Origin of the sequence: Mesorhizobium sp. M4B.F.Ca.ET.214.01.1.1, assembly GCF_004791545.1 — a bacterium.
GTDB lineage: Bacteria > Pseudomonadota > Alphaproteobacteria > Rhizobiales > Rhizobiaceae > Mesorhizobium > Mesorhizobium abyssinicae.
Map to the genome: position 1 here is coordinate 1 of NZ_SRUX01000026.1, position 13,028 is coordinate 13,028.

A 13,028-nucleotide genomic window follows, 5' to 3' on the forward strand; every position below is an offset into this window, starting at 1 on the left:
TCTCGACGCAGCGGCGTGAGACGGGCATTCTTGTGAATGTTCATTCGGACCCTCCGGTGAGTGCTGAAGCCTGGTAACTCCAGTCTCCTCGGTCCGGTCCGAATGGACAACCTCCTGAAAGCTCACAGCTAGGCTGGGACAAGTTGACGTTTGCATCCAGTTTGGACGACTCTTTGCGCCAAAAGTTTACTTGCTTAGCCGTTCCCAAGTAGACCGCGGGCCGTCGTCGCGTAACAAGCCGGCCTAAGAGCAGAGCGAGCAGAAGGTTCGCCACAGCGAGGACTGACAGAGCGGCCAAGAGCCCTTGGGCGCCCGAACGTTCCAATAGCAAAGCACCGACCGAAGGAGCCGCCGCCTGCGCTATAAGACTGGGCATGGCAAGACGGCCCATGAGCTTCGCGTAACCTGATGGCCCGAACAGAGCGAGCGGAAGTGTTCCCCGGGCAATCGATTCCAGCCCGATGCCGGCGCCGTAAAAGGCAAAGCGCACCTGGGATAAACGGTAGGCCGGCCCAGAGCGCCGCGACGCCGATAGCGACGAATGTGACAGACGCATATTTGGTCCAGATCGGATGATGGTAACGAGCAACCATCATTTCGATCGCCCGAGCGCCCACCTGCGAAGGACCGACCAGCGCACCGAGAGCCACCGCAGCTGCAAGCGCCATGCCCCTACCTTGCAAGATCGACAGCAGATGGACCGACAATGTGGAAGAGATCACTGCAGCAAGCGTAAGCGTAGTGGCGAGAACGATCATTATGCCGAGATTGGAATTGTTCTCGCGAGCCGGCACCGCCGGATCCTCCGGCGCAGATTTGGTAGGCTGCTCCGGCATGTCTCGGGGCAAGACGATAAGATAAAGGGGAAGCGCAATCAAAAGTTGAACGGCGGCGTAGGAGAGACAAGCACCTCGCCAGCCGATTTCGGCCATAAGGAACGCTGAGATTGGCCAGCAGATCGTGCTCGCGAGCCCACCGAACAGCGTGAGTGTGGTGATGGCTAAACGCGCGCCGTAGCCATAGAGGCGGCCCAGCGTAGCGAAAGCCGCGTCGTATAGACCGGCGCCCATTCCTAACCCGATAACGAGCCAAGCCACGATGTAGGCTACAAGATTTGGCGCGGCCGCAAGGCCTATCTGACCAGCCCCAATGGCGACAGCGCTGAAGGCCAGCACGCCGCGCCCGCCGTTACGTTCAATCGACGAGCCCACACGTGGCGAGATCAAGCCGGCAATCAGCAGCCCCAGCGACAAGCCGCCCACGACCCAGGCCAGAGGCCAGCCGGTGTCGGCCGACACCTTGGGTGCAATGACGGCCGGCAGGTAGTAGGACGATCCCCAGGCCATGATCTGTGTTAGGCCAAGCACCGTCATTATTGCGGGGCGCTTTAGCGCGCCGGTCGCAATTGCCTGCGAACTCAAGCGGCGACGCCGCAGCCGCAGCCGCTTTTGCCCTCGGCTTTCGCTTCGGCGTCGGCAACGCAACAGGCGTCGACTTCCTTAGGGGCAGGACCGCCACAACAACCTTTCGAGGCTTCGGCGATCGACGAAATCGATCTTGTGGTTGTGCAGACCCCAGTCTCGGGCAGGGCCAGATGCACCGCGTCGGCGGATGCTATGTCGCCGGCAATTGCTGCCGCCACCGAGCGCACCTGTTCATAGCCGGTCAACAGCAGGAATGTCGGCGCCCGACCATAGCTCTTGATGCCCACGGTATAGAAACCGGGCTCGGGATGGCTGAGCTCACGATGACCATGCGGTGGGACGTCGCCACAGGAGTGCTCATTAGGGTCGATAAGTGGACCAAGCGCTTTCACACCTTCGAGCCAGGGGTTGAGGTCAAGTCGTAGCTCTCTGGTCATTGAGAGGTCGGGGCGTTGGCCCGTCGCGGCGATGATCCGGTCGACAGGGCCCACCTTTCGCACACCATCCGTCGTCAATCCTTCCACCACTAGGCGACCGTCGACTTCGCGGATTGCCGTTGTGGCGAAGCCGGTGACCAGCTGGACCCGGCCGCTCTCGGCAAGCTCTTGGACGTCCGACCCAAGTTCACCGCGGGCCGGCAGGGCATCGAGATCTCCGCCGCCATAGATACGGACTAGGTCGGTGCTGCGCGTCACCCAAATTGCCGAGGTGCCTGGTTCCGTCTCCCCAAGTTCGGCCAGTTCCAACAAGGCATTGGCGGCTGAATGGCCTGAGCCCACCACCAACGTCGTCCGGCCTGCATAGGTGTGACGGTCTCGTCCGAGGATATCCGGTATGCCGTAAGCAATCCGGCTCCCGAACTCCATCTCACCTTCGGCCGGGATGCCACCCGCGCCGAGAGGATTTGGCGTTTGCCAGGTGCCTGAGGCATCGATCACCGCGCGGGCGCTGTCGCGGCGTCTCCCGTCAGCAGTCTCGACCAGAAGCATGAACGGTTTGTGTTCTCGTCCCTTGCTTAGCACCTTGTCGGCTCCCCATCGCGAGACCGCGACGACGCGCGCGTTGGTCTCGATTGACGGCGCCAGTTCGGGAAGACTGGCGAGCGGCGCGACGTATCGGCCGACGATTTCACCGCCGGTCGGGAATGCTTCCTCTTCCGGCATTCGCCATCCATGACCTTCAAGAAGCTTTCGGGCGGCTGCGTCGACGCAATATCGCCAGGGGGTGAACACCCTGACGTGACCCCAATCGCGAAGGTTCGTGCCGATCTGGGCGCCAGCCTCGTAGAGCTTTACCGGGATTCCGCGGCTGACAAGATGCGCTGCTGCGGCCAAGCCGACCGGCCCCCCGCCGATCACGGCAACCGGAAGATTTCCAAGGCTCGTCATTTCTCTACCTTCCATGCTTCCAGAATTATCGAAATAGTGCGCAAAATGGCAAAACAAGAAGTCAGGCAGCCGCCTCCTCCGCCGTCGACGCGCAGGCGGCGTCCGCGCAGCACTCATCCGCCAGGAAGCCGACCAGACCATTCATCACGGGATAGTTGGCGCGACAGATAAGTGTCGTTGCCTGCCGTTCCTGCGTCACCAATCCGGTCAGCACTAGGCGATGCAAATGATGCGAGAGCGTCGAAGCGGCAATACCCAGCGTCTCTTGAAGACTTCCCACCGGCTTACCCGCCTCGCCCGCTCGGACGAGCAAGCGATAGAGCTTGAGCCTCGTCGGATTTCCAAGCGCTTCGAGCTGCTTTGCTGCTTGTTCGAGTTTCATGGAAATAGGAATAGGCATTTCCGGCCAAGCCGTCAAGGCAATTTCGAATATTGTGGAAATACAGGCGGCGGGTTCGCCTACCGTCAACGTATTGCTGGTCGAACGTGATATATATGCCCTGGAGATGGAGGCGTGGCCGCCGATTGCGCGCATGGGTTCTGGCGGCGAGTGAGCATGGCAAACGAAGGCGAAACCATCGTCCTGGGCATTCCCATTCCGTCCCGCGATACGGTGTTTCTGTCTGTCGTGGCTCTTCATGTCCTGTTCGGGCTTGCCGCCGTGATCACCGGCGCTGGCGCGATGTTCGCTCAAAAGGGACGCGGCCGGCACTCGAGGTTCGGCATCATCTACTTCTGGTGCCTGTGCGGCGTGTTCGTCACCATGAGCGCCCTATCGCTCATGCGCTGGGCGGAAAACTCCCACCTGTTCGCACTGGGGAGTATTTCCTTCGCATCCGCCTGTTTCGGACGCACCGCCGCCCGGCGACGCTGGCGCCAGTGGCCCAGGCTGCATCTCACAGGCATGGGCCTCTCCTACATCGTGATGCTCACCGCATTTTACGTCGACAACGGCAAGAACCTGCCGCTTTGGAAGGAGCTTCCGGCCATTGCATTTTGGATTCTGCCCGCGGCGTTCGGAATGCCGATAATCCTGCGCGCCTTGTTTCGACACCCGGTGGTCCTGGAGCTCGATCGCTCGCGAGCGGCAACCGGCAGATCGGCAAATTCAGACTAAGAGGCGAGCGGCTTGTCGGGCTTCCAACGCGCCTCACGCTGCACCGCTCGCGCAACGAGCCATAGAGCATCAGCACACGCGGCTTGGGATCGAGGGCGGGGTTTCGAGCAGTTCCTGCAGGTCGACCGGCTGAAACTGTTCCTGGTCGACATTCGCCAAGGAGTCGTCGGGCACGCGATCAGGCAACGCGCCGGCCCTGGGCGTCGATGACGACTTCGCCGTCTTCCTTCGTGAACGAACCGATATCCGGATTAGGGAGGATGCTGAGCACGGCTTCCGATGGCCTTGCGAGGACAACGCCGAGCGGCGTGACGACGATGGGTCTGTTAATTAAAATCGGATGCTCGAGCATGAAGTCGATCAATTGGTCGTCGGTCCATTTTGAATTGCCGAGATCGAGCTCCGCGTAGGGCGTGCCCTTCTCGCGCAACAGTTCGCGCGGCGTCATGCCCATGTGGCCGACCAGTTCCAAGAGCTTCTGGCGCGACGGCGGGTTCTTGAGATATTCGATAACTTCAGGTCCCTCGCCGGACTGCCTGATCATCGCCAGTGTATTGCGCGAAGTGCCGCAATCGGGGTTGTGATAGATCGTGATCGTCATTCGGCGGCTTTCAATTTCGAGTTGGCCACAGGGGAGGATTTCGGTTCTGCAAGCAACCATCCGGCGACGAGCAGAGCGACAACGGCGCCAAGAATTTCGGCAACGATGAAGGCAGGCAGGTCAACTGGTCGGATTCCTGCGAAGGTGTTGGAAAAGGCGCGCGCGATCGCCACCGCAGGGTTGGCGAAGGACGTCGAGGCGGTGAACCAGTAGGCGGCGGTGATGTAGAGCCCGACCAGCCACGGAATGGCATCGGAGCGGAAGCGCAGGCCGGCCAGGATGGTGAAGACCAGGCCGAAGGCGGCCACCGCTTCCGCAAACCATTGACCCGACCCCGTCCTAGCGTGTGTCGAAATCTGGACGAGCGGCAACTCGAACATCCCGTGCGCGACCAGCGTGCCGATGATCCCGCCGACAATCTGCGCCAGGATGTATAGCACGGCGGCATTGGCGGTGATATCGCGCCGCAGTCCGAAAACGAGCGTCACGGCCGGATTGAAATGAGCACCAGAAATCGGACCGAGGACGGTGATCAGCACCACGAGGATGGCGCCCGTCGGCAGCGTGTTGCCGAGCAGGGCCAGGGCAACGTCACTGGTCAGCTTCGCGGCCATGATCCCCGAGCCGACAACGGTCGCGACGAGGACTGCAGTGCCCAGTGCTTCCGCCACAAGGCGGCGTGGCAAATCGGCGCTCATCAGCTCAACCTGCCTGGGGCAGGTTGCGACCAATCTCATCCAGGCTCTTTTGCAAAGCGAGCTTGTCGAGCTTGTTCATAGGCAGGCTGACAAAGATCGAGATCCGGTTGTTGAGCATCCGAAAGGTATCAGCAAAGGCTAGATGCTTCTCCGCCTCAGTGCCTTCCACCGCTGCCGGATCGGGCACTCCCCAATGCGCCGTCATTGGCTGACCCGGCCAAGAGCGAGAGCGACAAGACCTATCATCGCCCGGGCGGCAAGGCCATGCCAGGGACGATGGGGGGCCTTCCCGTCGCTCGCTTCGCTCATATATCCCGCCCACGCCGCCATCGCGCCCCAGCGGCACACCTCGTATCGCAGTCTGGAGCCGCCGGGGACATTCGTCAATCAGACCGTGGTTCCGGCCCACAGTGCGCGGGGCAATAGGCTCGCCACGGGTCATTCGCGGAATTGCATAGGTCCGATTGCGCCGAAGAAGACCCGATATAACGCTCAGGCTCAAGGGAGCGCTTTCCGTCCTAGGACGTCCTTCCGGAGTTGCCTGTTGAGCAACGCGGCCGGCCTTCACTCTGATAGTCCTGCTTTCGAGGTCGACCGCCATGTTCTCGTGCACGGCTCCGGCGGCGTTGCTCCTGACACGAGTGGTTTGTCCGTCGGTCGCACTCCACGTGAAACGAACGTCTCAGCCAAAACTTGAAAACTACCGGTCGGCGGCGGCCGACCGGTGATCCTCAAAATCTATCTTTATTTCGCCGATAGCGCAGCCAACAGCTCTTCGAATGTGCCGGGATAATAGGCCACATTGTGCCAGGGTCGTTTACTTAGGACATCTGCCAGAGCTTTCGCCTGTCGAGCATCGCGGCCGAATAGCACAATGCGCGTGTCAAAGTCATCGAGCGGCATAGGGCTACCCTTCACCTTCACAGCAACTTCAGGCGGGAGATTTTTAGCTCCTGGAATGCTTCCCTTTGCGAAATCCTCTCCAGGCGCCAAAAATGGCGCCGGCAGGACCGGGATCGGCGCCGGCCGGGCAAAGCTGCCAGGCGTCGCACAGGCCGGCTTCGTCCTCGGCGCGACCCGCGAGCCGCATGCTGGCGGCGGCGCATTTGAGCGCCAGCCGCTGGCGCCAGGCGCCGTCCCAGCTGGCTTGCGCCCGGGCCAGCGTGTCGAGGGCAGCCAGGGCGACGCCTGCCCGGAAAGCGGCGTCTGCGTCATGCATGGCACCATCGGCCGCGAGCGCCCAGGCCGGGACGGCCGGCGGCACCGACGGAGCTGCGGTCGCGGGGTCGAGGCGAATCATGCTTTCGAGGGTAAATCGGGCGTGCGGTTTGTGCCATGATTTTCACATCAAAACGCACAGCTTGTCGGATACACAAAACGAATGATAATGTTGCCAGCCACTTAGCCGCGCCGGCGCGACATCGTATTGGTTAGAGTTCTCTGTTGGCGCTTCGGACGAAGTCTTTGTTTTAGGTTGCTCTTCAGAAGCGACTGTTCGGCTAATGGAGGCGTAGAACGCACGGTTGGCCTTTTCGAACCGTGCCCAAACCGGCGGTCAAACCAGCTTGAGTTTAGTCGGCACCAGTTCGCCGTCCGTCTGCCTGATCTTCATCGCATTGTGGGACGGTCAATTCTTTCCCGATTGCGGCTATGAGGGCGGACACGCGGGCACGCACTCGCGGAGGAAGTCGAACAAGACGCTCGATCAAGCGTCGACCTTCTGCGCTGGCAATGAAGCCAATGCGCTCATCGACTGGTAGATGTGAAGCCTCATGGCCGCTCTCGCTATTCTCCGGAAGGCCTTCGAAAAACCGACTGACGGGGACGCCTAGCGACCTGCCAATCTCGTAGATCATGGACGCACTCACCCGGTTTCTTGCGTTCTCGTACTTTTGCAGCTGCTGAAACGTGATGCCTATCGATCGGGCAAGCTGAACCTGCGACACGTCCGACTGCATGCGAACCGTTGCGATCTGCCTGCCGACGTGCATATCGGCAGGGTGAGGGTCACGCCTGATATTTGGTTTTTGGGCCGCCCGGGAAGGGCTCGAGCGTTTCGGCTTCAACAAAGCGTTCGATGCTCCAACAGGTCACTGGGTGGGAAATCAGTCCCGGTCGGTTCTGGTTCTTTTGTCGATTGTCAGCCGAATTTTCGCGCAGGCGGCACAACTATCCTGCCGGAGTATCCGGATATTTCGATCCCGGTACCGAAGGCACGCGAGCGGCTTGCGAACCCTTCGAGAATATCTCGCGCCACGTGTCCGGTGGCGGGGACGGGAGCTAATTTGCCCGTCTCGGAACCTGTCCGTTCATTTATCTCGCCGATCACGACCGGCAGAAGGTCTATGCCTTCGAGCGATCCATTCGCATCGTAGCGGCAAGCCGCAACAATGCTCTGCCAGACCTCCGGAAGATCCCATTCGCCCTCGTCCGGATGGACGTGAAAAAGGAAATTTCCGAGACCGTAGAAGATTGGCGAGCCATTGTAGATTTCCACTGCCTGAAGAACCGGGGCGCCGTGGCTGACGAAGAGGTCTGCGCCAGCGTCTATGCATGTGCGGGCAAATGCCTGCACCCAGCGCGGCACGTCCTGCCAACCCGGTTCCCAATGGTGGTGGTGCAGATAGGCGATCACAAAATCGCCTTGCGCTGCTGCCTGCCGGATCGCCGAGAAATGAATATTCGCGCTCGGCTGATCGATCTCGATCAAGCGGCTGAAATCGGCAGCCTGCGTGAACACAGTCCCGTAGAAATTCAGCTCCTTCCCACTCGTTAGCTCCGGCGGATCTTCCGGTTGCGCGTAGTTAGTGAGTTCAAGGTGCGAGCTCTGCAACTGATCGCCAAGCCTTGCCAGCCTTCGGAAGTGCCCGTTGGGCACCCCAATCTTCCGAACGGTTTTCAGCCGGTTGACGCCAGGCCGAGCCGGACGGGAAGCGGTGCTGTTCTCGGCATACATGTTGGCCGGGCCTGGGCCTGCGTCTATCGCAAGAAGAGAGACCTGGCGGGCGCCTAGATGGCGATGGCCGAGTTTCGCGGCATGGGTCTTGTCGATGCCGACCCCAGCATGCAGGAAGCCGCGCGCTTCGACCTCCTCCAGCGTCGCGAGGACGCCAGAAACACCGAGATCGAATGCGTGGTTGTTCGCCAAGGCAAGCGCGTTGAACCCGATATCCTGCAACGCATCCAAGACCTCAGCCCGTGAATAACCGAAGTACCTGCCTTTGGTCGGCCAACCACCATGTTTGCCGAGGATCGTCGACTCGAAATTGGTGAAGACGACATCACCTTGCTGCAAGAAGCGTACAACCGCCGCGAACCGTTCGTCTTGAACATGACGGATGTCCTGCGTGATCAATGACTGGCCGGTTACAACCGCACAAAATGCGTCTTTCATGGAACTCGCCTCATGGTCGTGAAGGGTCAGGCGCCGACATTCGGCCAGCACCACATCGAATTCGCCGCCGATCGCCGGGCTATTTTGGCAGGGCCGGAGAAATGTCCGTCTTGAACCACTTCAGGCTCAGCGCCTTGATGGTGCCATCCTTTGTGGCGGCGTCGAGCGCCGCATTGAACTTGGTGAGCAGTTCGGTATCGTCTTTGCGCATGCCAGCGCCCACACCCGGACCCCAGAGACCACCATTCAGCTCGGGTCCGAAAAACACGGCAACCGACCCACCCGGCGCCTCCAGGAAATCGCGCCATGTGAAATAGTCGGCGAGGCCGCCGTCGACGCGCCCCGCGGTAAGATCGAGCTTCAGGTTGTCGAGACTGTCATAGCTGCGAATGGTCACGACATCGCCGAGGAGTTGTTTCACAACAGCCTCCGAATTCGACGAACGAAGCACACCAATGGCTTTGCCGTTGAGGGTGGACCTGAGCCGCTCGATGGTTGCCTTCTCCTTGTCCCCGACCGTCGAAAGGTTGACTTTCTCTTTGGTGTCGCCGGCATCGAGCCCAAGCTCTTTGCGCACGACGAACTGGTTGTAGCCGCTAGCATATGGGCTGGAGAATGCGATCTGCTGCTTGCGCTTCTCCGTGATCGCCATGCCGGACATGATGACATCGTATTTCCCGACGAGCAGCGCGGGGATGATCCCGTCCCAATCCTGCGCCACGAAGCTACATTTGATTTTGATGCGATTGCACAGTTCAAGACCGACATCGACATCGTAGCCGTAAAGCTTGCCATCCGCGTCTGTGCCGTCCCAGGGCGGCGACGCCCCTTCGGTGGCGATTATTATCGTTCGCTCGCTTTCGGCACGTGTCGGCAAGGCTGCGAGCAGGGACGCGACAGAAATGACAATAGCCAAGGGCATGCGCATGGAGCACCTCTTTCTTTTTGGTTTGGGTGGGAAAGCAGCCGTAGGGCTGCGGCGTCACGGCACGAGTGTCGTGATCTCGTGGTCAGGCAAGGTCGGACGGAGCCGCGCCTTGCGTCTGTGCTTTGGAGTGCCCTCGGTCGAAAGCCGTCGTTCCAGGAACTGGGTGGCTTTCACAGCGAGCGTCGTGAGCGCGAGATAGATCGCTCCTGCGACGATGAATATCTCATAAGGCGCGAAGGTGGCCGACACCATCTGTCTCGCCATGCCGGTTATCTCAAGCAGCGTTACCGTGCTTGCCAGCGACGAGCCCTTGATCATCCCCACGACCTCGTTTCCGTAGGCCGGAAGCGAAATCCTGAAAGCGATTGGAAAGGTGACAAGGCGAGCGATCTGCAAGCGTTTGAGGCCAAGCGCCTTGGCGGCCTCAATGACACCCATCGGCACGGACTGGAGACCGCGGCACAGGATTTCTGTCGTGTGCGCCGCACTATTCAGCGAAAAAGTGAACAGGGCGCACCAGAGAGGGTCTTTAAGGATCACCCAGAAGACGCTGGCGCGCACAGCCTCGATCTGGCTCAAACCATAATAGAGCAGGAAGAGCTGAACCAGCATCGGCGTACCGCGGATTACATAGGTGTAGGCCAGCACCGCGAATGAGAGGCTCGGGCGTCCAAACGCGCGAGCGAACGCCAACGGCACCGACAGAAGAAATCCGGCCGTCAGCGACAGGACTGTGAGGATCAAGGTGAGACCGATTCCTGAGGGCAGAACCCGTAGGGCGTCGAACATCAAGCCAACGTTCATGGTGTCGCCCCCTATCGACTGAACGCGGGATAGCGCCGCTCCGCCAAGCGGATCGACAGCAGTGTGATCGTCGTCAAGGAGAGATAGAAAAAGGATGCGGCAAGGTAGAAGGTCAACGGCGCACGCAAGGATCCGGCGCCGACGTAGGCAACGCGCATGATGTCGGTCAGGCCGACGACAGAGACCAGTGCTGTATCCTTGAATAGCGATATCCAAAGATTGCCATAGGCGGGCAGCGCCAGCCTTAGCATCTGCGGACCAACTATGAACAACCAGCGCTGCCAGGCTTTCAGGCCAAGCGAGCTCGCCGCTTCGGTCTGACCCGCTGGTACCGCCGCGATTGCACCGCGGAAAGCCTCGGTCGCATAGCCGCTGAAGACAACGGTCAGCGCGATGACCCCTGCGGTGAAAGCGTTCACCTCCACATACCTGCCGGCAAGTTTGCTGGCGAAGGTGGTTCCACCGAAATAGATGAGAAGGATTATGAGGAGCTCTGGAACACCGCGAACCACGGTCGTGTAAGCCGTCACGACACTTCTGAAACGGGCTGCAGGCGTGCCCTTCGAGATGGCCAACAGCAGGCCGAATACGGTGCCGAGGAACCCACTAACAAGAGCAAGGCCGACGGTAACCATGAAGGCGGCAGCGAATTGAGCAGCAAAACCGCCCATGAGACTCATCCATCGGTTCGCAATCTCGCAATATATGCCGCGTCTTTCCACGACACATCTGCGGCTTTTGACCTGATATTGCGAAATCTACTTAGGAGTATCCTGCAATATATTCTCAGGATTTCCTTTAAATTACCGACATTGCGTGTTCATTCAATCTATAACTTTCAGAATTTTTGCTATAACGGCAGATTATATACGCTATCCTCCAAACAATCTGAAAGCGAGTTACTGCTACTCGTCTGGCCAAGCCAAGACCGTGCAGGTTGAGAGATTAAATTCCCGACACGTCTGGCGATGCCCACAGTCGGCGCCGCCCAGCACATTTGCACGAGCTGCATTGGTGCCGCAGGGCAAGAATCCTCACGATGGCATGAGAGCTCACGTCGCTAGCCGAGTCCGCGTTCGACTACTTCGCCTTGGGGGGCGCGCAAAATAGCGTGGCCGGATCGCTCTCAAGCACCTTTGCGATCTTCTCCGCCACGTTGAGGGAAGGGTTCTTTTGCCCTCGCTCTATGCCGCCCATGTAGCTGTACGCAAGGCCAGCCTCCGTTGCCAGGGTTTCAAGGGTCATGCCGCGCGCCTTCCGGACTCTACGAACGTTTGCTCCAAAAATCTCCGTAAGGCGCATGCGCGCATAGGCACAAGCAAACCCTCCTCTTTACCAGTCACTATAGTGACTATATGGTGATGGATTCGGAGCTGGCGACTTGAGTTTTAAGGAGCTCGGCCCCGAACCAATTCTCAGCTCGGTCCGCCAAGTCAATTGACAGTGGCTGGGCGTTTTCGAGAAAAAGGGCGCAAAATGGAGTTGCTGCAAAGCGGCTTGAAGCTCCGACAACTGCAGGTCTTTCGTCAGGTGTTGCGGACCGGATCGACAAGACAGGCAGCTGCTGCGCTCGGGATAAGCCAACCTGCGGTCAGCCAGCACGTGAAGCAGCTCGAGGCCGCCCTCGGCATCGCACTCTTTGAAAGATCGACCAACCGCATCATTCCGTCGAGGAAAGCCTGGGAGCTCCTGCGCAATGTGGAATTGGCCCTGACTTCCATGGACCGCCTGGAAGCGTCGATCTTCCCGATCAAGAACGACGAGAAGCAGCGGATCGCAATTGCCGCACCCGCCGTTTTCGGTTTCGTGACGTTGCCGAAGGTCGTAGCGACTATCCGATCGAAGACGGCCTCAAGTGTCCGGTCAATTTCGGGAAACTACGAGCAGGTGGGTGAGCATATCCTGTCGGGGCGGGCAGATCTTGGAATCTCGAGGTTGCCCTTGGATCCCCGGCTGTTTGAATGGGCGCCAATCGGGTCGGCACGCAACGTGTGCATCTTCCACCCCAAGCACCGTTTCTCGAAAAAATCATGTGTCGAGGCACACGACCTGGAGGGGGAACAGATCGTCGACATCGACCCTCAGTTTGCGTCGCATCAAATGAACTTCAACGCGCTGCGCTTCGCCGGGATCGAGCCGGACATACTGGTGGAATACGATTGCAATGGTTACGAGGTCGGCTTCGTCTCGGCCGGTCTCGGCGTTTCCATCACCAACGAAATCATCGCCCGCGAATATACGGCGTTCGAGCTGGAGGCAAAGCCGGTGGAGCCCTCGGCCCTCTATCACTACGTTGCGGTCTGGCAAAAAGGCAGGGTCTTCTCCAACGTGTTGGAGGTCGCTCTCGAGGCAATCCTGTCGGCCTTTCCGGCGGCGCAAAGTGGACCTGTTGTTCTCCCGATACAAGCCGCTGCCCGCGGTGCTGACCGTTCCTCCTAACGGCTCCGGACTAACCCTTCCGCTCATGCTTTGCCTTTGCGAAACCGCGATCCGTCGCGATGAAACGCTCGAGCATGGGCACGATCAAGCGCAGGGGATCGGTGGAGGATTGCCCCGCTTCGCGTCCGAGAATTTCGGCATAACGAGTCAGGTCGCGATGCAGCGGCGCCGGAAGCTCGATCGTGACTTTGACAGGTTTGTCCTCGGCGATGGGCCCGAGTTTCAGCTTGGCCAT

At 59.7% G+C, this 13,028-nt stretch carries 14 protein-coding genes and 3 pseudogenes; 3 read left to right on the forward strand and 14 right to left on the reverse strand.

Going from position 1 to position 13,028, the window contains the following annotated elements; translation table 11 throughout:
• Positions 1-244: 244 nt before the first annotated feature.
• From EN857_RS31890 to EN857_RS31900, 3 genes and pseudogenes are all read right to left on the reverse strand, one after another.
• Positions 245-1,373, reverse strand: a pseudogene (locus tag EN857_RS31890) (MFS transporter); the annotation flags it as partial.
• Positions 1,374-1,417: 44 nt separating this feature from the next.
• Positions 1,418-2,812 (reverse strand): NAD(P)-binding domain-containing protein, encoded by a 1,395-nt coding sequence (locus EN857_RS31895; protein WP_135859620.1) that lies wholly within the window; start codon positions 2,810-2,812, stop codon positions 1,418-1,420.
• A gap of 61 nt (positions 2,813-2,873) precedes the next feature.
• Complete coding sequence (locus EN857_RS31900; protein WP_127391782.1) at positions 2,874-3,194, reverse strand: metalloregulator ArsR/SmtB family transcription factor; 321 nt, start codon at positions 3,192-3,194, stop codon at positions 2,874-2,876.
• A 174-nt stretch (positions 3,195-3,368) separates the two neighbouring features.
• Between EN857_RS31900 and EN857_RS31905 the strand changes: the two genes are divergently transcribed.
• Positions 3,369-3,929, forward strand: coding sequence for a DUF2306 domain-containing protein (locus EN857_RS31905; RefSeq protein ID WP_187331523.1), 561 nt, complete (start codon positions 3,369-3,371; stop codon positions 3,927-3,929).
• 178 nt (positions 3,930-4,107) lie between these two features.
• On the opposite strand, the gene arsC is transcribed toward EN857_RS31905, so the two are convergent.
• The 4 genes and pseudogenes from arsC to EN857_RS31925 all read right to left on the reverse strand — a co-directional run bounded on the left by arsC (position 4,108) and on the right by EN857_RS31925 (position 6,528).
• Positions 4,108-4,530 (reverse strand): arsenate reductase (glutaredoxin), encoded by a 423-nt coding sequence (gene arsC / locus EN857_RS31910; protein ID WP_127391779.1) that lies wholly within the window; start codon positions 4,528-4,530, stop codon positions 4,108-4,110.
• Complete coding sequence (locus EN857_RS31915; RefSeq protein ID WP_127391780.1) at positions 4,527-5,228, reverse strand: MIP/aquaporin family protein; 702 nt, start codon at positions 5,226-5,228, stop codon at positions 4,527-4,529. The genes arsC and EN857_RS31915 overlap by 4 nt, the downstream gene beginning before the upstream one ends.
• Before the next feature lie 4 nt (positions 5,229-5,232).
• Positions 5,233-5,448, reverse strand: a pseudogene (locus tag EN857_RS31920) (arsenate reductase ArsC); the annotation flags it as partial.
• 726 nt (positions 5,449-6,174) lie between these two features.
• On the reverse strand, positions 6,175-6,528 hold the full coding sequence (locus EN857_RS31925) for a DUF1403 family protein (protein ID WP_245509008.1): 354 nt from the start codon (positions 6,526-6,528) through the stop codon (positions 6,175-6,177).
• Positions 6,529-6,751: 223 nt separating this feature from the next.
• Between EN857_RS31925 and EN857_RS35930 the strand changes: the two genes are divergently transcribed.
• Positions 6,752-6,988, forward strand: a complete 237-nt coding sequence (locus EN857_RS35930; protein ID WP_245493392.1) for a hypothetical protein — start codon at positions 6,752-6,754, stop codon at positions 6,986-6,988.
• 66 nt (positions 6,989-7,054) lie between these two features.
• Here EN857_RS35930 and EN857_RS36240 read toward each other — a convergent pair.
• From EN857_RS36240 to EN857_RS31955, 6 genes and pseudogenes are all read right to left on the reverse strand, one after another.
• Positions 7,055-7,219, reverse strand: a pseudogene (locus EN857_RS36240) (helix-turn-helix transcriptional regulator); the annotation flags it as partial.
• A 149-nt stretch (positions 7,220-7,368) separates the two neighbouring features.
• The gene (locus EN857_RS31935) at positions 7,369-8,622 is read right to left on the reverse strand and encodes a CapA family protein (protein WP_128346415.1); all 1,254 of its coding nucleotides are present in this window, start codon (positions 8,620-8,622) and stop codon (positions 7,369-7,371) included.
• Positions 8,623-8,701: 79 nt separating this feature from the next.
• On the reverse strand, positions 8,702-9,544 hold the full coding sequence (locus tag EN857_RS31940; RefSeq protein ID WP_187331525.1) for a transporter substrate-binding domain-containing protein: 843 nt from the start codon (positions 9,542-9,544) through the stop codon (positions 8,702-8,704).
• 60 nt (positions 9,545-9,604) lie between these two features.
• Positions 9,605-10,354 carry an ABC transporter permease subunit gene (locus tag EN857_RS31945; protein ID WP_128346417.1) on the reverse strand — a complete coding sequence of 250 codons (750 nt, stop codon included), beginning with the start codon at positions 10,352-10,354 and terminating at the stop codon, positions 9,605-9,607.
• An 11-nt stretch (positions 10,355-10,365) separates the two neighbouring features.
• Entirely contained in the window at positions 10,366-11,025 is a 660-nt protein-coding gene (locus tag EN857_RS31950; RefSeq protein WP_128346418.1) for an ABC transporter permease subunit, read from the reverse strand.
• A 409-nt stretch (positions 11,026-11,434) separates the two neighbouring features.
• Positions 11,435-11,656: a helix-turn-helix transcriptional regulator gene (locus EN857_RS31955; protein ID WP_128346419.1), complete on the reverse strand. Its 222-nt coding sequence runs from the start codon at positions 11,654-11,656 to the stop codon at positions 11,435-11,437.
• A 174-nt stretch (positions 11,657-11,830) separates the two neighbouring features.
• Between EN857_RS31955 and EN857_RS31960 the strand changes: the two genes are divergently transcribed.
• A complete protein-coding gene (locus tag EN857_RS31960) occupies positions 11,831-12,793 on the forward strand; it encodes a LysR family transcriptional regulator (protein WP_128346420.1) in 963 nt (320 codons plus the stop codon).
• 10 nt (positions 12,794-12,803) lie between these two features.
• On the opposite strand, the gene EN857_RS31965 is transcribed toward EN857_RS31960, so the two are convergent.
• Positions 12,804-13,028 carry a DUF2274 domain-containing protein gene (locus tag EN857_RS31965; protein ID WP_112098765.1) on the reverse strand — a complete coding sequence of 75 codons (225 nt, stop codon included), beginning with the start codon at positions 13,026-13,028 and terminating at the stop codon, positions 12,804-12,806.